At 41.4% G+C, this 23231-nt stretch carries 18 protein-coding genes and 2 tRNA genes; 9 read left to right on the top strand and 11 right to left on the bottom strand.

What is annotated here, in order from left to right; all coding sequences use genetic code 11:
• Nucleotides 1-321 precede the first annotated feature (321 nt).
• On the top strand, nt 322-657 hold the full coding sequence (locus tag BFP71_RS05890; protein WP_069834493.1) for a PadR family transcriptional regulator: 336 nt from the start codon (nt 322-324) through the stop codon (nt 655-657).
• Nucleotides 651-3275 (top strand): ABC transporter permease, encoded by a 2625-nt coding sequence (locus BFP71_RS05885; RefSeq protein ID WP_088124894.1) that lies wholly within the window; start codon nt 651-653, stop codon nt 3273-3275. Before BFP71_RS05890 ends, BFP71_RS05885 begins: the two co-directional genes overlap by 7 nt.
• Before the next feature lie 48 nt (nt 3276-3323).
• Here BFP71_RS05885 and BFP71_RS05880 read toward each other — a convergent pair.
• The 3 genes from BFP71_RS05880 to mutS form a co-directional block, all read right to left on the bottom strand.
• Nucleotides 3324-3407: transfer RNA gene (locus BFP71_RS05880), tRNA-Leu, on the bottom strand.
• 80 nt (nt 3408-3487) lie between these two features.
• Nucleotides 3488-3560, bottom strand: a tRNA-Gly gene (locus BFP71_RS05875).
• Between the two features lie 119 nt (nt 3561-3679).
• A complete protein-coding gene (mutS, locus tag BFP71_RS05870; RefSeq protein ID WP_069834492.1) occupies nt 3680-6286 on the bottom strand; it encodes a DNA mismatch repair protein MutS in 2607 nt (868 codons plus the stop codon).
• Nucleotides 6287-6516: 230 nt separating this feature from the next.
• On the opposite strand from mutS, the gene BFP71_RS05865 reads away from it, so the two are divergent.
• The 6 genes from BFP71_RS05865 (at nt 6517) to BFP71_RS05840 (ending at nt 11402) form a co-directional block, all read left to right on the top strand.
• Nucleotides 6517-7152, top strand: coding sequence for a response regulator transcription factor (locus BFP71_RS05865; protein ID WP_069834491.1), 636 nt, complete (start codon nt 6517-6519; stop codon nt 7150-7152).
• A 223-nt stretch (nt 7153-7375) separates the two neighbouring features.
• Entirely contained in the window at nt 7376-8299 is a 924-nt protein-coding gene (locus BFP71_RS05860; RefSeq protein WP_069834490.1) for a Cbp1 family collagen-binding glycoprotein adhesin, read from the top strand.
• A gap of 129 nt (nt 8300-8428) precedes the next feature.
• Nucleotides 8429-8962, top strand: coding sequence for an RNA methyltransferase (locus tag BFP71_RS05855; protein WP_069834587.1), 534 nt, complete (start codon nt 8429-8431; stop codon nt 8960-8962).
• Nucleotides 8963-9003: 41 nt separating this feature from the next.
• Nucleotides 9004-9453, top strand: a complete 450-nt coding sequence (locus BFP71_RS05850) for a hypothetical protein (protein WP_069834489.1) — start codon at nt 9004-9006, stop codon at nt 9451-9453.
• 78 nt (nt 9454-9531) lie between these two features.
• Nucleotides 9532-10335 carry a DUF6503 family protein gene (locus BFP71_RS05845; RefSeq protein ID WP_069834488.1) on the top strand — a complete coding sequence of 268 codons (804 nt, stop codon included), beginning with the start codon at nt 9532-9534 and terminating at the stop codon, nt 10333-10335.
• A complete protein-coding gene (locus BFP71_RS05840; protein WP_069834487.1) occupies nt 10332-11402 on the top strand; it encodes a WD40/YVTN/BNR-like repeat-containing protein in 1071 nt (356 codons plus the stop codon). The genes BFP71_RS05845 and BFP71_RS05840 overlap by 4 nt, the downstream gene beginning before the upstream one ends.
• 10 nt (nt 11403-11412) lie before the next feature.
• On the opposite strand, the gene acs is transcribed toward BFP71_RS05840, so the two are convergent.
• The 8 genes from acs to BFP71_RS05800 form a co-directional block, all read right to left on the bottom strand.
• A complete protein-coding gene (acs, locus tag BFP71_RS05835) occupies nt 11413-13311 on the bottom strand; it encodes an acetate--CoA ligase (RefSeq protein ID WP_069834486.1) in 1899 nt (632 codons plus the stop codon).
• A 30-nt stretch (nt 13312-13341) separates the two neighbouring features.
• Nucleotides 13342-13701, bottom strand: coding sequence for a response regulator transcription factor (locus BFP71_RS05830; RefSeq protein WP_069834485.1), 360 nt, complete (start codon nt 13699-13701; stop codon nt 13342-13344).
• Nucleotides 13698-16421: a sensor histidine kinase gene (locus BFP71_RS05825; protein ID WP_088124893.1), complete on the bottom strand. Its 2724-nt coding sequence runs from the start codon at nt 16419-16421 to the stop codon at nt 13698-13700. Before BFP71_RS05825 ends, BFP71_RS05830 begins: the two co-directional genes overlap by 4 nt.
• Nucleotides 16414-16611, bottom strand: a complete 198-nt coding sequence (locus tag BFP71_RS05820) for a hypothetical protein (protein WP_069834484.1) — start codon at nt 16609-16611, stop codon at nt 16414-16416. The genes BFP71_RS05825 and BFP71_RS05820 overlap by 8 nt, the downstream gene beginning before the upstream one ends.
• Nucleotides 16612-16664: 53 nt before the next feature.
• Nucleotides 16665-18356: a sodium:solute symporter family protein gene (locus tag BFP71_RS05815; protein ID WP_069834483.1), complete on the bottom strand. Its 1692-nt coding sequence runs from the start codon at nt 18354-18356 to the stop codon at nt 16665-16667.
• Between the two features lie 17 nt (nt 18357-18373).
• Nucleotides 18374-18628 carry a DUF4212 domain-containing protein gene (locus BFP71_RS05810; RefSeq protein WP_069834482.1) on the bottom strand — a complete coding sequence of 85 codons (255 nt, stop codon included), beginning with the start codon at nt 18626-18628 and terminating at the stop codon, nt 18374-18376.
• Nucleotides 18629-18639: 11 nt separating this feature from the next.
• On the bottom strand, nt 18640-19899 hold the full coding sequence (locus BFP71_RS05805; RefSeq protein WP_069834481.1) for a hypothetical protein: 1260 nt from the start codon (nt 19897-19899) through the stop codon (nt 18640-18642).
• A gap of 121 nt (nt 19900-20020) precedes the next feature.
• The gene (locus BFP71_RS05800) at nt 20021-20440 is read right to left on the bottom strand and encodes an IS1/IS1595 family N-terminal zinc-binding domain-containing protein (RefSeq protein ID WP_069834480.1); all 420 of its coding nucleotides are present in this window, start codon (nt 20438-20440) and stop codon (nt 20021-20023) included.
• 564 nt (nt 20441-21004) lie between these two features.
• Between BFP71_RS05800 and BFP71_RS05795 the strand changes: the two genes are divergently transcribed.
• The gene (locus BFP71_RS05795) at nt 21005-23188 is read left to right on the top strand and encodes a peptidase domain-containing ABC transporter (RefSeq protein ID WP_088124892.1); all 2184 of its coding nucleotides are present in this window, start codon (nt 21005-21007) and stop codon (nt 23186-23188) included.
• Nucleotides 23189-23231: the final 43 nt, after the last annotated feature.

Below are 23231 nucleotides of genomic sequence, written 5' to 3'. Positions count from 1 at the left end.
ACGGTTGATTATGCTTTTTAAACAAGCTTAGAAATTACCTTTAAAATTTTAGACAATGACTTTTTTTACGTTATCTCGATCGAAAAATCAAAGATTGACTTCAAATTAAATCCTATCAAATACCCTTCTCAACTTTAAAATTCGAATTCAAATCGAAGTTCTGAATAGCTTTCTTACTGAAGGGAAGCAACCTTTTCAATCAGTATTAAGTCTTCTAATCGATTTTAATCTTTACAAGGGATAATAACGACTATATTAAAACTTCAATTAGTATAATATATAATTCATCTTTATATTTACTTCAATTAGTATAAAATCAAAATGAAGAAAAATAAACTCGGCGAATTCCAAGAGCTGGTCTTGATGAGTGTGGTCATCTTACAAGAGAATGCCTATGGAAACGAAATTGAACGGTACCTAGAAAAATGTCTTCAGGAACGGCAAAGTATGGGCGCTATTCAAACTGCACTTAAAAGGATGGAAGAGAAAGGATATCTCACTTCTAAATGGGGTGAGGTTACCCAAAAACGAGGGGGAAAACGAAAGAGAATTTACACGGCGACTCCTATGGGTGTTAAGGTACTTCGAGATATGAGGGACCTTAGAACTCAAATGTGGAGTGCTATGCCTGATATGGCTATTGGAGGGGAATGGTAAACGTTAAAAACGATCTCCCTCCAAGGTGGCCAATTTGGCTACTTCGTAAGTTTCTTCGGCCGCAATATGTCGAAGAAATTGAAGGTGACTTAGAGGAAAGGTTTGTAGACGATACTGAACGCTATTCACTAAATAAGGCCAAAAGACAATTTATTTGGCAGTCGCTCAAATTGATGCGACCCGCCTTGATAAGGATGATTGGCGGAACTCAAAATCTAAACAACATAGGCATGTTCAAAAATAACTTTAAAACGATCTTAAGAATTATTGGCCGTGAAAAAATGTACACCGCCATCAATGTCATCGGGCTAACTGCTGGAATTTCAGTAGCACTCTTAATGCTATCATACGTTCACTTTGAGCTGAGCTACGAAAGTTCTAATCCAAAATCCGATCGTATGACCCGAATCACGATCGACTATATGGACGGAAGCTCCCTAATCGATCAGGATGCGGAATCTTATCATTTATTGGGGCCTATGATGAAGGCTGAGTTTCCTGAAGTAGAAGAATTTACTCGGGCCTACCGTATGTCAGAAGCTGTCTTAAAAGTCGATGAGTCTAGCTTCAGAGCGGCAAGGGTTTTCGCAGTAGACCACAGCTTTTTATCCCTCTTTAGTTACTCCTTAATGCAGGGAAATGAAAAAACGGCTTTGACTAATCCGAATGAAATGATTCTAACGGAATCTGCTGCTCAAAGATACTTTGGGACAACGGATATCGTAGGAAAAACCATTTGGACATCCGTAACTAACAGTGAATTGAAAGTAGTGGGTGTAACGACCGATAGCCCTGCCAATTCACACTTAAAGTTTGATATACTGTTTTCTTACAGTACCATGAAGCAAAAACTCGAAGAACGCGAAAGCCCATGGAACAGCAATGATACTTTCACTTATGTACTACTCACAGAAGCCGATAAATACGATACGTTTTCAGCATCGATTGACAAGCTCAGTAAACGTTTAGAAGCCGAAGAAAAGATTGAGAATGAACGCGTTATCGGTCAAAAAATGCAAGACATTCATCTTTATTCTCATAAATCATATGAAGCAGAGGCTGGTGGAAATGCCACCATCGTTTATTTCTTGTTTTTAGTGGCACTTCTAGTCATTATCATCGCGATAGTAAATTATATCAATCTGGCCACAGCCAAGTCAATGGATAGGGCAAAAGAAGTCGGAATTCGAAAGGTCATAGGTTCCACAAACAATCAATTAAAGGTTCGATTTTTCATTGAATCACTGGTGATCAACGGAATGGCCTCATCTTTTTCACTCATTACGATTTATCTATTATTACCTGGCTTCAAAGCAATGGCAGGCCTACCAAAAGACTTCACACTTTTCGACAAAGGGCTGTTTTGGCTGGTTTTTAGTGGGGCAATCGTTATTAGTACATTGGTAGGTGGTAGCTTCCCAGCATTTATTCTAAGCTCTTTTAAGCCCGTCGCTGTTCTGAAAGGAAAGTTCGCGCATTCAAGTGGCGGCATCCTTTTAAGAAAGTCACTGGTCGTATTTCAATTCTCCATTGCTATTTTCTTATTGATTCAAACCTTCACCTCGTCAAAACAATTGGAGTATATGCAAGCTAAAGACCTCGGGCTCAATTCTGAACAAGTAGTGGTAGTCCATGCCCCACCGACTAGATCGGAGATGGTGAATTTTAAGTTGTTTAGAGACGAGTTACTCAATAATAGTTCGTTTAAATCAGTAGCCTTGTCCACTACAGTTCCTGGTCAACCGACGAGCATGATGGGAAGTACAACGGGTATTAATCTTATCAATGCTGTGGAAGAACATAATTTTAACTTCTTCATTTACTTTACGGACGATCGCTACATACCAGCGATGCAATTGGAACTTTTAGCAGGTCAGAACTTTGGAAAAGGTGTCTACGAACAGGATGTTATTGTAAACGAAGAAGCGATCAAACTTTGGGGTTTTACAGACCCAAGCGAGGCGATTAATCAAAAAATAAACTTCTGGGGAGACGATCGCACGATCATTGGGGTATTAAAGAACTTCCACCAAACCGGTGTCAAAGAAGGCTATATACCGATGATCTTCCGCTACGGCAATTTTGGAGATTATGTGAGTATTAGAACTGGTGCTGGTGATATCATAAGTCAACTCAGCCAAATAGAATCACTTTACAATGAGCATTTCGATAGTCCATTCGAGTTTTTCTTTCTAGATCAAAAATTTGATGAGCATTTCAAATCAGACCAACAATTTCAAACGGTTTTCAGTGCTTTGAGCATTTTTGCTTTACTGATCACCTGTTTAGGGTTACTTGGATTATCTTCTTACACGGTAGCCAAGCGTAAAAAGGAAATAGGTGTCCGTAAAGTTCTTGGTGCGAGTGTGAGCCAAGTCATAGCGCTCATCTCTAAAGATTTTCTCTGGCTCATTGGTATAGCTACACTTATCGCTTTACCGATAACCTACTATATCGTGGGCAATTGGTTGAACAGCTATAGTTATAGAATTGATATTAGTTTTTGGCTTTTCGCTGGGCCAGCAATTGTGGTGTTTCTAGTGGCACTTACCACTATTTCTTCACGAACATTAAGTATATCGAAAATGAATCCAGTCAATTCTCTGAGGGATGAATAACCAGAGTTTTAGAAACAAAAAAAGCCCCTTTTTCAAGGGGCTTTTATGTACCAGAGATGGGACTTGAACCCATACGCTCAGAAGAGCACAAGATTTTAAGTCTTGCGTGTCTACCAATTCCACCACTCCGGCATTGACTACTAGGTAGTCATGAAATTGTGAATGACTCTAAATTAAAAAAGCGTGATTAAATCGCGCTTCTTTAATTATTGAGCGGGAGACGGGATTCGAACCCGCGACCCCGACCTTGGCAAGGTCGTGCTCTACCAGCTGAGCTACTCTCGCTTATTTCAATACAAAAATTTCGCACTTGCTGCAAAACGGAATGCAAATTTAGTGAAGGGGTTTTAATATGCAACGACTACATTAAAAAAATTGCAGTAACTAAATCTAAAGCCAGAACATTAGTCCTTCAGCTTCCCTTTAATCTCATTCAGCTTTAATAAAGCCTCCACGGGCGAAATCGTATTAATGTCGATCTTTTCAAGCAACTCCTTAATCTCATTAAATGTGGGGTCAGCCTCGAACATACTCAATTGATAGTTGTTCTTCGGAATGCTTTTCACTTTATCATCAGTCTGATTTCGGATTTTGTCCTGTTCTAAATGCCCCATAATCTCGGCCGCACGAATCACAACCGGATTGGGCATCCCCGCCATTTGTGCCACATGAATACCAAAGCTATGCTCACTACCGCCTTCTTTTAGCTTTCGCATGAAGATGACCTTGTTTTCAACCTCTTTCACCGAAACATTGAAGTTTTTGATCGCAGGGAAATCTTCTTCCAATTGATTCAATTCATGATAATGTGTCGCGAAGAGTGTTTTAGCCTTAAACTTATCATGGTTATGCAAGTACTCCACTATCGACCAAGCAATAGAAATACCGTCATAAGTACTCGTACCACGACCAATTTCATCCATCAAGACCAAACTACGTTCCGAAAGGTTATTAAGGATACTAGCCGTTTCAGTCATTTCGACCATAAAGGTAGATTCGCCTTTCGAAAGGTTATCGGAGGCCCCTACACGCGTAAATACTTTGTCTGTAATGCCCAAGGAAGCGCTAGACGCGGGTACATAACTACCCATTTGTGCCATCAACACGATTAATGCCGTTTGACGAAGCAAAGCTGACTTACCCGCCATATTTGGCCCGGTAATAATTAAGATTTGATGCGTATGATCGTCTAGTAACACATCATTCGGTACATAAGATTCACCAACTGGCAGTTGCTGCTCGATTACAGGGTGCCTACCATCTTGAATATCGATGAGCATCTTATCATCTAAGTCAGGTCGGCAATAATTGTTAGCTTTTGCAATTACTGAAAATGAGATAAGGCAGTCCAAGGTGGCAATCACCTTGGCATTCTTTTGAATTTTAGACGTATAATCAGCAGCAAAAGCGACGAGCTCTTGGAAAAGTCGCTGCTCAATGACCTTATATAGGTCTTCCGCATTAATAATTTTTTCCTCGTAGGTCTTAAGCTCTTCCGTGATGTATCGCTCTGCATTGACTAAGGTTTGCTTGCGAATCCACTCCTCTGGCACTTTGTCCTTGTGGGCGTTGCTTACTTCAAGGTAGTATCCGAAAACCTTGTTATAGGCAATTTTTAAAGAAGTAATACCCGTTCGCTCACTCTCCCGCTGCTGTATTTGTACCAAATAGTCCTTTCCGCTAAAGGCTATGCCGCGCAATTCATCCAACTCTTCGTCAACACCTTTTGCAATGATACCCCCTTGATGCACAAGCATAGGTGCATCTGGCTGAAGCTCACTTTGTATTTTTTCTAACAGCGGCCCACAGGTATCAAGTTGTGCAGCAAGTGCTTGAAGCGACTTATTTTTAGCTGCGGTCAAAGATTCCTTCATCGGCCCAATACTCAGCAGCGCCTTTTTTAATTGGTTTAACTCGCGTGGATTAATCCTGCCGACAGCGACTTTAGAAATTAATCTTTCCAAGTCGCCGATATCTTTCATGGCCTCGGCCATCTCCTCACTTAATGCCCCGTTTTCGTGAAAAGCATCAACGATCGAAAGCCTTTCTTGAATCTTATCTAGTTCTTTTAACGGCAATACCATCCAGCGCTTGAGCATTCTAGCACCCATAGGGGTCTGTGTTTTATCTAGAATTTGGATCAATGGAATACCACCTTCGTGCTGTGGGTAAACCAATTCAAGATTTCGGATAGTGAATTTGTCTAACCAGACGTATTTATCTTCCTCTATCCTACTGATTGCAGCGATATGACCGATCTCTTTGTGTTCTGTATGCTCCAGATAGTAAAGTACCGCCCCGGCTGCGGTAATCGCCAGATTCATTTCTTCTATCCCGAAGCCTTTTAAAGAACTCGTAGAAAAGTGGTTAGTGAGCTTTTCATACGCATAATCGAAGGCATAAACCCAATCATCAATCTGATAAGTATTGAAATCGTCGCTGTAATGAGTTTCAAATGCTTCTCTTTGTGTTCTTGAGTAAATGAATTCGGATGGATTCAACCCTTGGATGAGCTTATCGATATAGCTTGGTTTTCCTTGCGCCGTGAGAAATTCCCCGGTCGATAGGTCCAAAAATGCTGCGCCAATTTCGTCCTTCCCAAAACTTAAAGAGGCTAAGTAGTTATTCCTTTTCTGGTCTAATACATTATCGTTAAACGACAAGCCTGGCGTCACCAATTCCGTTACCCCGCGCTTTACAATTCCCTTTACACTTTTAGGATCTTCTAACTGATCGCAAATAGCGACTCTATTTCCGGCTCTTACCAGTTTAGGCAAATAAGTATCTAAAGAATGGTGTGGAAAACCGGCCAACTCAATATGGCTTGCGGCACCGTTGGCACGTTTTGTCAAGACAATATTTAGCACTTTGCTAGCAGTGATGGCATCTTCTCCGAAGGTTTCATAGAAATCTCCAACTCGGAAAAGTAGAAGTGCCCCCGGATGACTGGCCTTGATGGCATTGTACTGCTTCATCAATGGGGTTTCCTTCGCCTCTTTCTTCTTAGCCATACTAAATATTGATCGGTATTAGATTGATAATAAAGGTCAAAAATAAAGATTATTGGTTCGAAAAATATGGTGCCGATATAAGTTTTAGAAATCAACGATCTAGGGGCCATTATTCCGCTAAACCTTTCCCTCATTTGGCAAGTTTTATGAGCTGAGTCAAATTAATGATGACCTTTTCGATAAGAGTATTAATTTTGCCTTAATTTTAATCAGTCTAAATAAGAATAGTTGTGAAAAAGGCAGCCATTTATGACCCACAGTTTCTCTCCAGTACTGGAATAAAGATTATTCTAGAAAACTATCGTGGCATAAATGAGGTGGTCGTCTTTAATACCGATCGCAACCTATCCGATCAAGTCCAAAGACACACGCCTGAACTTCTGATTCTTGAATATTTGGGTGACTATATTCTACAAGATACGGTGACCAAACAACTAAAAGAGTCTTACCCTAACTTAAAAGTTCTGGTTATTTCTGAAGACGATGATGCCGTTTCAATTAACAAACAATTGAGAGCCGGCGTTGAAGGCTTTTTGACTAAAAACTGCTCAGTAGAAGAAATCAACTCGGCACTAGATGTAATTGATAAAGGTGGAAGTTTCTACTGTCAAGAAGTAATGAATTTGGTCAACAACTCAGACATTGCCATTGATGGTGATTTATCTGAGCGAGAGATGCAAATCATTAAATCGATCGGTAGAGGTTTACCTTCGTCAGAAATCGCCAATAACCTTGGTATAAGTATTCATACAGTCAATTCACACCGTAAAAACATCCTCAAAAAATTGGGGCTCAAATCTCCAACGGAACTTATTATCTACGCCGTTGATCGTGGTTGGTTAAAGCCAAAAAAGGCGGGGCTTTAATCCTCCGAAAAATTTTATAACTATTTTTTTCGTTACATCACACAATTTCAACTAATTCTTTCGTTATACTAGCGAGAATCATCACAAACCTATTCTCAAAACCCACCAACCCAAACCCAACAGTGCATCACAGCCAACAGGCTAGACGAGTCTGAATTAGTGCTTCTTCTGAAGCATTCGCAGAATTATTTAATCTATCATTTAACAATTAAAACCTAAGAAGATGAAACAAACGATGAAAATCGGCATGGTATTGCTGGGTGCACTTACCATCGCTATGTGGTTTACTGTATCCGCTACCTCCAAAAAAAAAGAAGTACTAGAAGAGAGGTATGTCAACCTGGAAAAGGAGATTGTCAAAAAAGAATCGGCCTTTGAAGAAGTGATGTCATTGATTATTGAAGTCGAGGAGCAAATCACGAGTATCGTTGAAAAGGAAAACCTTGTATTCGGGCAACGCCAAGAGCCTTTCAATGAAGGAAAAAAAGAGAGCATTATGCGCGAAATAGCGATGATTGATGACTTGATCGTTCGCTCTAACGAAAACGTAAAAACACTCACCGACAAAATTAAAAGTGCCGAAATCAAGCAGGGAGTCTTCCAAAAGCGACTTCAGACTTTACAAGCAGATTTGAAAGCGCGTCAAACCACAATTATTGATCTGAAATCAGAGCTTGTTGCCCGCGAGGCGGTAATTACTGGACTAAATTCGCAAAAAGACTCGCTAAATGTGACCGTCTTGGCCCAAGCCGATGCCATAGAACAAAAGGACTTAGAGGTATCTCAACTTACTGCTTTAAATGACGAATTGAATAAAGGCTACTTGGCCATTGGCACCTTCCAAGATTTGAAGGCCAAAGGCGTTGTTGACAAAGAAGGCGGTTTTCTAGGTCTTATTGGGCGAAAAGTAATGTTACAAGAAGATGCCGACAAAGCTGAATTCTTGGAGCTAGATAAAAGAAGTGTCAATCAATTGAAGATTGAGGCTGCTTCCTTATCGCTTGTCAGCGACCATCCAAGTAGTTCATACGCTATTCTACCAGGTGAGTCAGATGGGATAAAAATTCTAGAGATTACAGATCCTGAATCTTTCTGGCAAATTTCTAAGTACTTGGTAATTTCTAAAAACAGCAGAGCCTCTCGTTAGGCAGAAATCGGCCTAAACGCGAATAAAGATAGTTTTTGATTGGTGTTGTTAAAGTGTCTACCCAGATGGGGCAGGCACTTTCTTTTTATGGGCCTTGTAAAATCCACCCAAGCTGGTAAAATTGCAGCGATGCGAAAATTAAAAAACGAGGAGCTCAACCGGCCAGATATTGAAGCATTTAAGGCTACTGATAAATTACCTGTCGTGGTAGTGATGGACAATGTTAGGAGTATGCATAATGTAGGTTCTGCCTTCAGATCTGCTGATGCTTTTGGAATTACAAGCATCGCACTTTGTGGAATTACCGCCCAGCCACCGCATCGTGAAATTCATAAAACTGCCCTTGGCGCAACCGAATCTGTAGACTGGAAATATTATGAAAATACACGATCGGCATGCGAAGTTTTAAAGGCTGAGGGATATACAATTATGGCCGTGGAACAAGCTGAGGGCTCTATTCCGCTTCAAGATTTCAAGCCTATCGAAAATCAAAAAGTAGCCATCGTTTTGGGCAACGAAGTTTTCGGTGTCGAGGATGAAATTGTTGAGCTAGCCGATGGTTGTCTGGAAATCCCTCAATTCGGTACCAAGCATTCGCTCAATGTATCTGTCACAGCGGGCATTGTGCTTTGGGATTTGGTCTCTAAAATGAAGCTCGCTTAATTCCCTCAAATCCATTAAATTCAACCCCCAAAGCTGGTCAAATGAAAGATATAAACAACAAAGGCAAAGTCAATCGGTTTAAGTTCTTGCTCTTTTTTTATGGGATATTCGTGGTATTTATCTTCGTTTATAAATACATCATTTCCCCAGAGTTGCCGAGCATAATCTTGTTAGCTGCATTTGCCCCTCTTTTCGGTTTTATGTCTTCTTTTATCAATTGGCCAATTTACATCCATGCATCAGAGGCTGAGGGTGGCATGGTAATCAATTCTCAAAAGTTATTTTCTAAAAAACAGAGCTCACTCCTCATCACTAAGTATAATTTCGACAGTTATTTTGAAACGGATCATTTGCACATAGGCCTCAACATTCTGGATGCCGATGATAAAATGCAACAGCATAAAATAAAAGTGAGCTGGATGCGCCTAAAAGATTTAAGGGCACTAGAGGAAAAATTGAGGGAAATAAACCCTTATGCCCCTGTAAAATAGGTGCCATAAAGCTGGCTTTCTGATCAATGGATTGAACCGTAAGTAGGAACTCCCTAACTTCACACAAAATTTGATCCTATGAAAACCAAGTATCTAGCTATTCTTTTCTCGGCAATCATTATCGGTTTTGCCGCTTGTAATCCTCAAGCCGAAAACACGAATGAACCTTACGGAAACCCACCTGCAGAAGGCTTCAATTTAGCTGGCTCAGATGCTAAAGCTATGGCCATTGCCGATGAGGTTATGGAAGCCATGGGCGGCCGAGAAGCCTGGGATAATACACGTCATATTTGCTGGAACTTCTTTGGACGGCGTGAACTCATTTGGGATAAATGGACTGGCGATGTGAGAATTGATATGGGCACAAGCACTTACCTGCTGAACATCAATGACGACACAGGAAAAATATTTCAAGATGGCACCGAGTTAACCCTCCAAGGCGATTCGCTACAGACCATGGTGAATAGAGGTAAGAGTATTTGGATTAATGACTCCTACTGGCTGGTGATGCCTTACAAACTGAAGGATTCTGGCGTGACGCTAACTTATGCTGGTGAAGAGGCGACGGAGGATGGCAGAATGGCCGACAAACTGAACTTGACCTTTGAAGGCGTGGGACGAACACCTCAAAATATGTATTACGTATGGGTTGATAAGGAATCAAGATTGGTGACTCAATGGGCGTACTATCCGACCACCGATGCCGAAGAGCCACGCTTTACGAACCCGTGGAAAGACTATCAGAAAATGGGGAATATTATGCTTTCGGGCGAAAGAGAAATGGCCCAACTTTCTAATATCATGGTCTTCGACGAACTTCCGGAAAGTGTCTATAATTCTGCTGACAAACCTTCCTTGAAACCAGCTGCCGATTCAGAATGAGACAGTTTCTAGGCTTAGCATTAGTAGTCCTTTTATTTGGCTGTGGATCTCCGAAGGAGACGGAAGAAGCCAAAACAAGCCTTCCTGAACCTATTTGGGTACCTCAAACCACGGGCAGCACAGCAAGTTTGCGCGGTGTTTCTGCCGTCTCCGATCAGGTAGCTTGGGCAAGTGGAAGCGGTGGTACAGTTTTAAAAACAATTGACGGTGGTACTACTTGGGAAAATGTAAGCATTCCAGATAATGAAAAAATTGACTTTCGAGACGTAGAGGGTTTTGATGAGAATACTGCCATCGTTTTAAGCGCTGGTTTACCTGCCCTGATCTATAAAACCGTTGATGGGGGTACCACTTGGGAAAGAAAATATTTCAGTGATGCTGAAGGCACTTTTTATGATGCCATGGATTTCTGGAATGACCAAGAAGGGATTGCTTTTGGTGATGCGATTGATGGTAGATTGTTGATTCTAAAAACATCCGATGGCGGAGAAACTTGGAATGAATTACCCTTTACGCAAAGGCCTCAGGCAAAAGATGGTCAGGGTGGTTTTGCCGCCAGCGGTACCTGTCTTCGGGTAAATGGCGATAGCCATGTTTACATTGGCCTCGGTGGAGAGGAAGCGAGTCTTTTCTATTCTTCTGATAAAGGTGAAACTTGGAATAAAACGATCACGCCACTTCAGTCTGGCGAATCTACACAAGGCATTTTCTCGATTGACTTTAAGAACGACCTAGAAGGTTTAATGGTCGGTGGAGATTATCGTGGTGATTCACTGACGAGAATTAACGCAGCGTATACCACCGATGGAGGGGCCAGCTGGTTTCCAATGATGGCCGGGATGAACCCGGGTGGTTATCGGTCGGGCGTTGCTATTTTCGATAAAGATTTAGTGCTGGCAGTGGGTCGTGAAAGCTGTGACTTTTACCGCACCGGCGATAATGCTTATACACCGATGGAAGGTCAATATTATGCTGTTTCTGTTTCAAAAACAGGAAAATCCGCTTGGGCTTCTGGCTCAGGAGGTAGAGTAGCTACCCTCGCCTTTAAAAAAGAAAGTTCTCAATAATTAAAGGCGCTTATAATCCAGCGCCTTTAATTATATCATCTACCACTTCTGGATTCAATAGCGTAGATGTGTCTCCTAAATTGGAGATATCTTTACTTGCCACTTTTCTAAGAATCCTTCTCATAATTTTTCCAGATCTAGTTTTAGGCAACCCTGGTACAATTTGCACCATATCTGGCTTAGCGATCGGCCCGATAATCTTTCTCACTGTGTCTTTGATTTCGGCTTTTAGACTGTCTTCGGTTCTTCCCGTCATATCGCAAATCACATAGGCGTAAATACCTTGGCCTTTCACATCGTGAGGGTAACCGACAACAGCAGATTCTACCACTTTAGGATGCTCGTTGATGGCATTTTCAACCTCCGCTGTTCCCATTCTATGTCCAGAAACATTAATTACATCATCTACCCGCCCTAAAATTCTCAAATATCCATCGTGATCTCTTTTGGCACCGTCACCGGTAAAATACATGTTTTTGTAGGCGGAGAAATAAACGTTTTTACACTTTTCATGATCGCCATAAGTAGTTCTGATCATAGAAGGCCAAGGGAATTTTATGCAGAGATTCCCTTCCACATTATTGCCTTTTAATTCGTTGCCTTCAGCATCGACTATTATGGGTTGAATACCCGGTAATGGTAGTGACGCATGCGCTGGTTTGTTCGGAGTAATTCCCGCCAACGCAGAAATCATAATACCTCCTGTTTCAGTTTGCCACCAAGTATCGACCAAAGGACAATTTCCCTTCCCAATATGATCGTGGTACCAGTGCCAAGCCTCCTCGTTAATTGGTTCACCTACCGAACCGATCACCTTCAGGGAATTCAATGAATAAGGCTGAATTGGTTCCAAGCCGTGTACTTGAAGGGCGCGAATAGCCGTAGGGGCGGTGTAGAATTGATTGACTTTATACTTGTCGACAATTTCCCAAAATCTTCCCGCATGCGGGAAAGTAGGCACGCCTTCGAACATTAGCGTGGTGCCCCCGGCTAATAAAGGCCCATAAACTATATAGGAGTGGCCGGTAATCCAGCCGATATCTGCCGTACACCAATAAATATCGCCTGGTGTGTACTGGAAAACATTTGAAAAGGAGTATTCTGCATACACCATATAGCCTCCTGTGGTATGTACCACGCCTTTTGGTTTTCCGGTAGATCCTGAGGTGTAAAGAATAAAAAGCAAGTCTTCAGAATCCATTTCAGTGGCGGCAAAATCGGTGGATTGATTAGCAATCGCATCATGCCACCAAATGTCTCGCCCTTCCTTCATGGTCACTTCTTCACCTGTTCTATTCAGCACGATCACTTTTTCGATACTCGGCGTACTTTCAACGGCTTCATCTACCACTGCTTTTACAGGAATTTGCTTTGCGCCTCGGTAATTACCGTCTGATGTCAAGACCATTTTTGCTTCGCAGTCATTTATTCTGTCCGCTAAGGCAGAAGATGAAAATCCTGCAAACACCACAGAGTGAATAGCGCCTAAACGTGCACACGCCAGCATGGCCACCGCTGCTTCTGGTACCATTGGCATGTAGATAATCACACGATCGCCCTTCTCTATGCCCTGTGCTTTAAGCGCATTGCAGAATTGGTTGGTCATTTCGAACAACTCACGATATGTGACTATTCTATTGGCTTCATTTGGGTCATTCGGTTCCCAAATAATGGCCGGTGTATCGCCTTTTGTGTGTAAATATCTTTCAAAGATGTTTTCGGTGATATTCAGTTTTCCATTGACAAACCATTTAACATCTGGTTTTTCAAAATCCCAAGAGACAGTTTCATCCCATTGCTTTCTCCAATAAAAGGATTCGCCTATTCTAGCCCAAAAGGTTTCTGGGTCAAGTACACTTTTTTGGTATTCATGAAAATATCCTGACAGGGTTTGAATCTTGTTGCTCATGGCGGAATGTTTATAATAAAAATCTTTTGTCTACTGTATTGCTTCTATTTGCTTCACCAATGTTCTGGTAGAAAACGGTTTTGTTAGGTATAAATCTGCCCCTAAATCGTACCCTTTTTGAATATCCTCCTCTTTCGATTTAGCACTTAAAAAAACGACCTTAATGTGTTTAAAAGCTGGACTGTTTTTAATAAACTGACACACCTCGTATCCGTCCACATTGGGCATCATTACATCCAGAATAGTAAAATCAGGTTTTTGTAGTTGAAGAATTTCTATAGCCTCAGCTCCATCTCTGGCTACGAATACCTCATAGTTCGATTTTCGAAGCAGGAACTCCAACGAAATCAAAATATTCGGTTCATCATCTACTATTAAGACCTTCTTCATAACACCGGCTCTTTTTTACTTTTTGTACCTGATATTGGGAATTTGACGGTAAAAATGGATCCTTCTTGCCAGGTACTTTCTACGAAAATATCCCCGTCATGTAATTCTACAATTTTTTTCGTTATCGATAATCCAAGACCCGAGCCTTTAGGCTTTTTGCTCGTCTGATCTCTTGCTTGAAAGAACTTTTCGAAAATTCGATCTATATTTTCTGGATGAATTCCTTTGCCATTATCCTTGATAGCAATGACTAATTCATTCCCATTGAATTCACTCTTGACTTCTATTTTTGCCCCTTCTTCTTTCGAATATTTCACAGCGTTCGAAAAGAGGTTTATAAACACCTGCTTTAACCGATCGGTATCACCATTTATGATCGTTTCTCTGGTGGTTTGTGGAAAGTCTTTTAAGAGTTCAATATTCTTTGTCTTCAGCAGGTGTTGCATACTGGCTAACGAATCTTCTACAATCTGATGCGGTATTACCTGCTTTTTCACGATCGTGGTAGCACCAGAATCGAGTTTTTCCATGTCCAGCACTTGATTGATCAGTCGGGTCATTCTTTCTATCTCATCATCGATGGTTTGGAAGAACCGGTGTTTATCATTTGAATCTAAATCGGGGTTGTCCTGAAGGATTTCTACAAAGGCTTTGATTGAAGTCAGTGGGGTTCTTAACTCGTGAGTAACCGTACTGATGAAGTCATCCTTTTCCTTATCCATATTCAGCAAGCGACTATTGGCTTTTTGTAGGGCGAAGGTTTTGCGTTCTAATTCTTGAGATTTTAGACGCAGCTCTTTGTTCAGTCTGACTGTTTCTGTGGTTTCTTTGAGCATACCCATGACATCTTTCAAGACGATTTCCTCTTCTCTTGAAATAGATGCTATAAGCAGTCTGGCAGAAGCAGCACCTACCGCCCCGGTGAGTAAACGTTCGTTATATGCCACAAATTCAGATGTAACTTGGCCCGACTCATTGACATTTGGCCCGTAAACGGTCTTGTAGTCGGCCAACGCCTGATCCATTCGATGTTTGCCCAAAAGGTTTTCGCAAACGCGCATTAAATCATGGAGCTCCAGTTCGCCCTTCCAAACTATATCTTGTCTGCCTTTGGCCCCCTTCTTGAAAATATTCACATATAATTCGGCCAAATTGCGTTCACTCGCTGCCTGCTTGCCTACTAGCGTACCTATGAAAAAGAAGATGACGTTAAACAGTAAACTCCAAAATGTACCATGCGCAATAGATGACATGGACAAACCAAAAAGGGCCTCTGGCTTAAGCCAATTAATACCTAAAGGACCTTCGGTCAACAAGCTTTCTGGCATTAAGCCCACTTGAACGGCTGTGGGGATAACTAAGGTATACGCCCAAAGGATAAAGCCTGCCGAAAGACCCCAAATGACACCCTTCTTATTCGCGTCTTTCCAGTAAAGGGCGCTAAGCACTGTAGGCGCGAATTGGATCATAGCGGCAAATGATATTAAGCCGATGGATACCAGTGGAAATGCATCTGCGATGTAACGGTAATAGAGATAGGCGAGCAGAAAGATAATAAATACCGCTCCCCGCCTTGCCAAGATCGGTAACCTAGAAGAGATGTCGCTTCTTACTCTTTTGACCAGAATAGGCACTATCACATTATTACTCAGCATTAAGCTGAGAGAGATCGTCGATACGATGATCATGCCAGTAGCCGCAGAAAATCCACCCACAAAAGTGAGCAGGGCCAAGCCTTCTTGGCCTGTTAAAAGTGGTAAGGCTAAAACGAAAGTATCGGGGTTGGTTCCCGCGGGCAGTAGGTTTAATCCACCGATGGCAATCGGCACTACAAAAATATTGATCAATAAAAGGTAAATGGGGAAAAGCCACATGGCTGATTTCAAATGCCCTTCTTTCTGGTTTTCAGCCACCATCACCTGAAACTGTCTTGGTAGCAAAAGGATGGCCGACATGGAGAGCAATAGCAAAAAGAACCACTCATATCCGGAATTATTATCTATTGTAGATAAGGTCGATAAATAGTCAGCATCAGCTTTTGAAAATACATCTCTAAAGCCATCAAAAAGATAAAAGGTTACAAAGATGCCTACGGCCATAAATGCCACAAGCTTTACAATTGAATCCAGCGCAATGGCTGTCATCATTCCCTTGTGCTTATCGGTCGTTTCAATAGACTTAAAGACAAAAAAGACGATAAAAACACCCAGCAAGATGGACAAGTAAAGGGCAGCATCGTTCCAGATAAAGCCACGCGAAATTTCCGATACCTCTTGCTGCACCAAGAACTCGTAGGCATTTGAAATTGACTTAAGCTGAATGGAAATGTAAGGGATAATGCCCACGACAATCAACGAACTAGTCATGATACTGAGCGTCATGCTCTTGTCGAATCTTGTAGAAATGAAATCCGCAAGGGTTGATATTCTTTGGACTTCGCAAATCCGGATGATTTTGCGTACTACGAACCACCAAATTGGTAACGTCAAAATCGGGCCGAGATAGATAGTAAGGAATTCCCAACCATCATTAACCGCTTTTCCTACACTTCCATAGTAGGTCCAAGCAGTACAATAAACTGGAATAGCTAGGGCATAAATCCATCGGTTGCCAACTTTAAATCTAGCTGGAATTTTATCTCTGTCTACCCGATCGGCAACAAAGAAAAGTAAGGCCAAATACAAGGCCGAAATCAGTATGATTACCCATCCACTAATCATCTGTCTTACTGCTCTTTAGGGAAAAGATAATCATGGTGATAATGATCACTAACCAAACGATCAGCAAGTAAATCATCACATTGGGTAAGCCACCCTTAATCGCGTTGGGAATGGCGATTAAGGGCTTGTTTAAAAGCAACAAGAAGAGAACAAATGAGAGTACTAATCCGGTTTTTTGCTTTCTATTCATGATATCCAATTTAAAAATATCAGAGGCTATTTCAATGCTGAATCATCATTCAATTAATGCGAGGAAGCTTCTCCTGCCCCTCGTGGGAACCGAATATTCTCTACCAGTTCCTTGATGTGATTCGGGGTAGGTTTGGTAAATCTAGACACCGTAACCGCCACCACAAAGTTGATGAGCATGCCTAGCGTACCGATTCCTTCTGGAGAAATACCAAACCAATAACCATCTGGTGTACCCGGCCCTCCCAGTTGCGGTTTAAAGTAGAATATATAGATGGCCGTAAACAGGATGCCGACAACCATCCCAGCCACTGCTCCTTCTTTATTCATTTTCTTATCGAAAATACCGAGGATAATTGCTGGAAAAAATGATGATGCCGCCAATCCAAATGCCAATGCCACTACCTGTGCCACAAACCCTGGAGGGTTTAACCCTGCAAGCCCTGCCGCTACGACCGCCACAGCAATACTAATTCTGGCTGCTCTCAGCTCTCCTTTTTCAGAAATATTTGGTCGAAGTGATTTCTTCAATAAATCATGTGAAATAGACGAAGAAATAACCAATAACAGGCCTGCTGCTGTGGAAAGTGCTGCTGCTAAACCACCCGCAACGACTAGGCCAACAACCCAAGCTGGAAGTTTAGCAATTTCAGGGTTTGCCAATACAATGATATCATTATCGATTTTTAATTCATTGGCTTCCGCATCCGCCACATATTGGATTTTACCATCCGCATTTTTATCATCGAATACCAATAAACCTGTTTCTTCCCAGTTAGTGAACCACTCTGGCACATCACTGTATGGCTGTTCCGAAACGGTGTTAATCAGATTGATTTTAGCAAATGCAGCTACTGCTGGCGCTGTAGTGTACAGAATAGCGATAAAGGCCAAGGCCCAACCTGCTGAAATCCTAGCATCTCGAACTTTCGGTACTGTGAAAAAGCGAACAATTACGTGGGGCAGACCCGCTGTTCCGAACATGAGCGCCGCAGTAATGAAGAACATATTCGTCAGGTTGCCCTGATTGACTTTGGTATACTCTGCAAAGCCCAGATCGACCGATAGCTCGTTCAGTTTTTGTAGTAAATACGTGCCATCTTTTACCTGACCACCAAAACCAAGTTGCGGGATTGGGTTTCCTGTCATTTGGAATGAAATAAAGATGGCTGGAACTGTAAATGCGAAGATTAAGACGCAAAATTGTACCACCTGGGTATAGGTTATCCCTTTCATTCCTCCCAAAACAGCATAGAAAAATACGATCCCGATGCCTATGATTACACCAGTATCATAACTCACATTGAAAAATCGAGAGAAGGCTACGCCAACACCTTTCATTTGACCTACCACGTAAGTAAACGACACGAAAAGTGCACAAACAAGCGCCACAATTCTAGCACTTTTTGAATAGTAACGATCACCTATAAAATCAGGCACCGTAAACTTGCCAAACTTGCGTAGATAAGGTGCCAAAAGAAGGGCAAGCAATACATAACCACCAGTCCAACCCATTAAATACTGAGCGCCTCCATAGCCCATAAAGGATATAATTCCCGCCATGGAAAGAAATGAAGCGGCAGACATCCAATCGGCCGCGGTTGCCATGCCGTTGGCAATTGGATTAATACCTCCACCTGCTACATAAAATTCTTTTGTAGATCCGGCCTTAGCCCAAACGGCTACGCCTATATAGATGAGAAAAGTAACTCCCACCATAATGTATGTCCATACCTGTGCATCCATAATTTCTCTGTTTTAAATTATTTTTCGTCTACATCAAATTTGTGGTCGAGGCGGTTCATGAGGTAGACATACACAAAAATCAGAGCCACGAAAAAGTAAATTGAACCTTGCTGGGCAAACCAGAAACCAAGGGGGAAACCGCCAATGGAATAGGCGTTCAGGGCGTCTGCGAAAAGTATTCCCAGCCCGTAAGAAACCAAGAACCAGATGGACAATAGAATGGCCAAATAACTGAGGTTCTTCTTCCAATATTTTTTCAAATCTTTAGACATAATAGGTTGATTTAAAGGAAAATGTGAGTTTGAAATACAAGACCATTCACTCGATCAGGTTTTGCTCCAGTATAATTCGAAAGTGTAGAGATATACTCAACAGATATCTTAGCATTGTGGCCGTTGATAAACCAGTTCGCTCCAATCTGCAATCGATTGCCTGATTCGGCAAAAGCTTCAAAATCTCTGCTGCTGTAAGCTAAATAGGGCATCAATCTTTGGCCCTCTGCAAATTCAAAAGGCAGCACATAGCCTACTTGGCCGTAAATAGAACTACCCGTTCCATAAGTAGTACCCAGCGCATAATTATCGCCATAATCGAATTGATGAAAGGCACCATAAAAGTTTATTGCACCACTACCAGCCGATACAGGGGCGTCGTAGAATACATCTGCTGAAAAATGCTGAACATCTTGACCCAACGGAGCACCATTTTCAATAAGAACTGTTCCGTTAGCGTGACTAAAGAAGCCCGCCCCGATGTTGAGGACAGTTTTCTTACCTAAGTAACTTCCTACGCGGTAAGGCAATTTATTAGACTCTTGATCCTTGAACTGATAATCGAAATAACCGGTAAAAACGGTACCAGCATCCTTACCCAGTACTCTTCGGCCCGAGTAAGTAATACTGCCTTCGGCCAGTTGATTCAGATCATTAGAACTTAGGGCATTTGAAATTGGGTTGTTCAAAGCCAACGTATACCTGAGTTTGCCAAGTCGGCCTTTGGCGTAAACTCCCAAATGACGTGCAAACTGATCGCTTAGCCCTAGTTGTGCCCAAGCTTGACGATAATTATCTAAGGTCATAAAGTTCAGTGTACTCCCGCTGGTTAAGCGTGAAAGGCCATTCCAGTAATGCAAACCCGCTCCAATGTAGAGTTTTTCATCCTTAGTCACACGAAATTCATTCCATGCCCCATGTAAAAATAATTGAGGGGCATCACTGGCTCTACCATCCCCTATGGGGTCCATATTGGCTCCGGTCAACGAGTTTAAACCGAAATGTGTGACAATTAGAAATCGAGGTGAAATTTGAGCATAAGCGAGAAAACGAGAACGTCTTACTCGAAAGGTAGCTCCTTGATCGCTTTGGCTACTTAGGTTCTGGTTTTCGAGCCAAATCTGATGCCAAGAGATAAATCTGATATACTTCTGACCGCTTTCGTCGAGGTGAAGTGTCAAAGGCTTATAACTATTGTCGAGTTGAGCATAAATAGTCTTCGACCCAAGCAGCAACAGTACAATAAGTACCAAAAAATTAGTGCGCTTCATGATTAAAAAAAATTGAATTAATAAAAGACTCTATTCAAAAAAATTACTTTTAGGCCTTTTGAAATTTCAATGATTTCTACGCGAACTACCCAAACAGGTGTATATTTTTGCTAAGACTATACTATTCTCTGAAGCGCTCCCATTTAATCATCATATACTTATCCCCCAGTTCTGTTAAGATCATACCTGCACCTTTCAAAAAATCTGGAGAAGTCACCATATTATTTAATTCATTGTGATTCAATACTTTATAAGTAGGGCGATAATCAGCGCTCAACGGTGGTTTTACGTTGTATTTTTTGACCCAGTTCATGACCGAAACATGGCTCACTCCTAAAATCCGCTCGATCTCTCGATAACTTACACCCTCTATATATAGCTGTAATGCCTTAACCACAAGATAGCTATCAATCTGTTTTCCAAGCTTGGCCACCGTAAAGTAATAGCTACATTGCTTACATTTAAAACGCTGTCTACCATTAATAACACCGCTTTTTGAAGCATTTTCTGATTTACAGCGTGGGCAGATCGGGTATTTCATGGTCTATTTTTGATTTAGCTATATTTATTTAGCATAAATATATCAATTTAGCAAATTTACATTCTTTATGATGAGATGACCGATGTAGAGATTACCTGACATTTTATCAATCGGGGCGTGGCTATCTGAATTTTGGTTTGCCGATTTTAGCGGTTCATTCCTAGAAAATTGTCGTTCACCAAAAGGCTACCTTTTTGCTAAAATTATTCATTAAGTTGATGCTGTATTTCGAGTATTTAACTAAACAGAATTGATATGACAGCGCTTAAAAAAACTGAATCAAGTCAGATCATCGGGGGTGATCGATGCAGCCGATTACACAGACGCCGAAGAAGGTTAAACCCATTATCGAAAAGGTATTACCGTATTCTTGTCAAGTGTAGAAACTTTTGCTAGTAGCCTCTACAACCGTTCAATAGCATCCATGAGAACGGTATAACATCGCGAGAATCCTCGCCATAGATACCCGGTCCTCGAGTATCGTTCTTTCGACCTACTTCTTTATCTATTACAAAATAGCGCCTGTGATTTTACAGTCATCGGCTTACTTGTTAGCGTCGAAAATTGAGAAAAGAAGTCCTTTTAAAGAAAGCTTTAGTGCGCCAGCACGATCAAAAAGATTGTGGTGTTGCGTGCTTGTATACTTTGGTAAGGTACTTAGGCTATAAGTCCTCGATGGAACAATTGAAGTTAATAAGCGGTACTACCAAAGAGGGCACCTCCCTTTTAGGGCTCGAACAAGCTGCAAATGAACTCGGCTTTCAGGCGGCTTCCATAAGACTCTCATATGCCGAACTCGCAAGTATGCGTGGGAGTTTTATACTTCATATCATAAAACACAGCAACCTAAATCATTTTGTTCTTTGCTTAGGTAAAATCGGTGAAACCTGGCTCATTGCAGACCCTGACGATGGCATTCAGCGATTAACGGATGTAGAGTTTCAATCACTATGGACTTCAGGAATAGCACTCAACATTAAGTATTCAGGGGATTTACAACTACCGCAAAAAAAAGCCTCCCATGGGCTCAGCTGGTTAATTCCTTTAATCAAACCCCATCAAAAAAGGCTCACTAACATCCTGGTTCTAGGTATTATCCATGCTATCCTACTTTTTGCAACGGCAGTTTTTACCGAAAAACTCGTTGATAACTTACTTCCTTCAGGCGATAGAAACCTTATCATTGCTGGCCTTGTTATTTGGTCGCTCATATTGGTACTTTCTACCTTTTTGACTTATGTAAGAAACCACCGTATGGCTAGTTTTAGTAGGGACTTTAATACCGACTTACTCAGCAATTTCTTTAGCCAACTGCTTTTTCAACCAAAACGCTTCTTCGATAGCAAAAAAATGGGAGACCTGATTACTCGATTGGAGGACACCGAGGGCATAGAAGAAAACACGACTAAATGGATCGAAGATGGGCTGATTAGCATATTTACTGTGGTGGTGGCTTTTGTGCTACTATTCAGTTATGAACCGTATTTAGGAGTTATTAACTTGATTTGCTCGATACTCATTTTTGGTCTCATTATCTATTTGAGGAAAGCCGTTATTGAAGCCCAAAAAGAGGCAATGGTCTATCATGCGGAAAACAATGCCAATTTTGTGGATACCATTTCAGGTGTAGACGAATTAAAACGCAAGCATTTAGAGTCCAAATTAAGTCTAAACGCCATGAATCTTTATCGTGCATTTCGCTCGAAGGTGTTTACAGCAGACAAAGCAACAATCCGATTTGGTTTATGGATACAGTTATTTACAGTTTTAACCACTGTCGCTATCATTGCGATTTCCTCACTCAAAGTGATGTCAGGCACCTTAGAAATTGGCAATATGCTGGCCATCGTATCGATAACTTCCATCACTTCCGGTCATATAGCAAGCTTGGCTTTTACTTATGTAGATTTTGAGGAGGGCAAAATAGCCTTTGAGCGAATGGACGAGTTGCTGACTCAAAAAACTGAGGAATCTACTCAAACCTCCTCGATAGAAATGGCAGAGAAAAACATACTGTCAATTCAGGATTTATCTTTTTCATTTCCAGGCCAAATCGAGTTATTAAACAATATCTCATTGCAAGTTGAACAAGGAAAAATCACGACTCTATTTGGGCCAAGTGGGAGCGGTAAATCGACCTTACTGCATGTCATTAGCACCCTTTATAAACCTCTTTCTGGTCGTGTACTCTTCAATGATCACAGTGTATTTAAAAACCCAGTAGACTGGCGGAAGCGAATTGGTGTAGTACCGCAAGAAATTAAGGTATTTAACGCGAGCCTATGGGAAAATATTGACCTGAATTCTCTAGGAACATCAAACAAACGGCATAGAGTAAAAGTCCAAAGCCTTATCAAAAATTACGGTCTGGAAAATTTTCTAAAAGACCTCCCCTTGGGGATCGATACGCAATTAGGTGAAAATGGCGTACAATTATCAGGTGGACAAAAAAAGATTCTCGGCTTATTGAGGGCTTTAATCGATGACCCTTTGGTTCTTCTATTAGATGAGGTGACCAGTTCTTTAGACCAGGAAAATGTCGAGCGCATCTTATCGATTTTAGACCAACTGAAGGAAAATATGCCTGTATTACAGATAACTCACAACACATTATGCGCGGGCCGCTCAGACATAGTCTACTTCATAGAAGGAGGTAAAATTGTGGCTTCTGGCAGCCCAGAAATGGTTGATATTAGCCAGAGACCAGTCGGTTTCAAAGAATATTTTGAGGTTGTGAATCAAGCTTAATAAAAAGGCCCCAAGCAATGAATACTTGAGGCCTTGATATCTA

The sequence above is a fragment of the Roseivirga misakiensis genome (assembly GCF_001747105.1).
In the GTDB taxonomy this organism is placed as follows: Bacteria; Bacteroidota; Bacteroidia; order Cytophagales; family Cyclobacteriaceae; genus Roseivirga; species Roseivirga misakiensis.
This window is presented reverse-complemented; position numbering and strand designations above follow the sequence as displayed.

Bases quoted from the DNA above. Each gene is read 5' to 3' on its own strand.
- BFP71_RS05825 (WP_088124893.1), bottom strand. From the start codon at position 16,421: ATGATTAGTGGATGGGTAATCATACTGATTTCGGCCTTGTATTTGGCC.
- BFP71_RS05830 (WP_069834485.1), bottom strand. From the start codon at position 13,701: ATGAAGAAGGTCTTAATAGTAGATGATGAACCGAATATTTTGATTTCG.
- mutS (WP_069834492.1), bottom strand. From the start codon at position 6,286: ATGGCTAAGAAGAAAGAGGCGAAGGAAACCCCATTGATGAAGCAGTAC.
- acs (WP_069834486.1), bottom strand. From the start codon at position 13,311: ATGAGCAACAAGATTCAAACCCTGTCAGGATATTTTCATGAATACCAA.
- BFP71_RS05890 (WP_069834493.1), top strand. From the start codon at position 322: ATGAAGAAAAATAAACTCGGCGAATTCCAAGAGCTGGTCTTGATGAGT.
- BFP71_RS05820 (WP_069834484.1), bottom strand. From the start codon at position 16,611: ATGAATAGAAAGCAAAAAACCGGATTAGTACTCTCATTTGTTCTCTTC.
- BFP71_RS05840 (WP_069834487.1), top strand. From the start codon at position 10,332: ATGAGACAGTTTCTAGGCTTAGCATTAGTAGTCCTTTTATTTGGCTGT.
- BFP71_RS05810 (WP_069834482.1), bottom strand. From the start codon at position 18,628: ATGTCTAAAGATTTGAAAAAATATTGGAAGAAGAACCTCAGTTATTTG.
- BFP71_RS05800 (WP_069834480.1), bottom strand. From the start codon at position 20,440: ATGAAATACCCGATCTGCCCACGCTGTAAATCAGAAAATGCTTCAAAA.
- BFP71_RS05845 (WP_069834488.1), top strand. From the start codon at position 9,532: ATGAAAACCAAGTATCTAGCTATTCTTTTCTCGGCAATCATTATCGGT.
- BFP71_RS05850 (WP_069834489.1), top strand. From the start codon at position 9,004: ATGAAAGATATAAACAACAAAGGCAAAGTCAATCGGTTTAAGTTCTTG.
- BFP71_RS05815 (WP_069834483.1), bottom strand. From the start codon at position 18,356: ATGGATGCACAGGTATGGACATACATTATGGTGGGAGTTACTTTTCTC.
- BFP71_RS05860 (WP_069834490.1), top strand. From the start codon at position 7,376: ATGAAACAAACGATGAAAATCGGCATGGTATTGCTGGGTGCACTTACC.
- BFP71_RS05855 (WP_069834587.1), top strand. From the start codon at position 8,429: ATGCGAAAATTAAAAAACGAGGAGCTCAACCGGCCAGATATTGAAGCA.
- BFP71_RS05885 (WP_088124894.1), top strand. From the start codon at position 651: ATGGTAAACGTTAAAAACGATCTCCCTCCAAGGTGGCCAATTTGGCTA.
- BFP71_RS05805 (WP_069834481.1), bottom strand. From the start codon at position 19,899: ATGAAGCGCACTAATTTTTTGGTACTTATTGTACTGTTGCTGCTTGGG.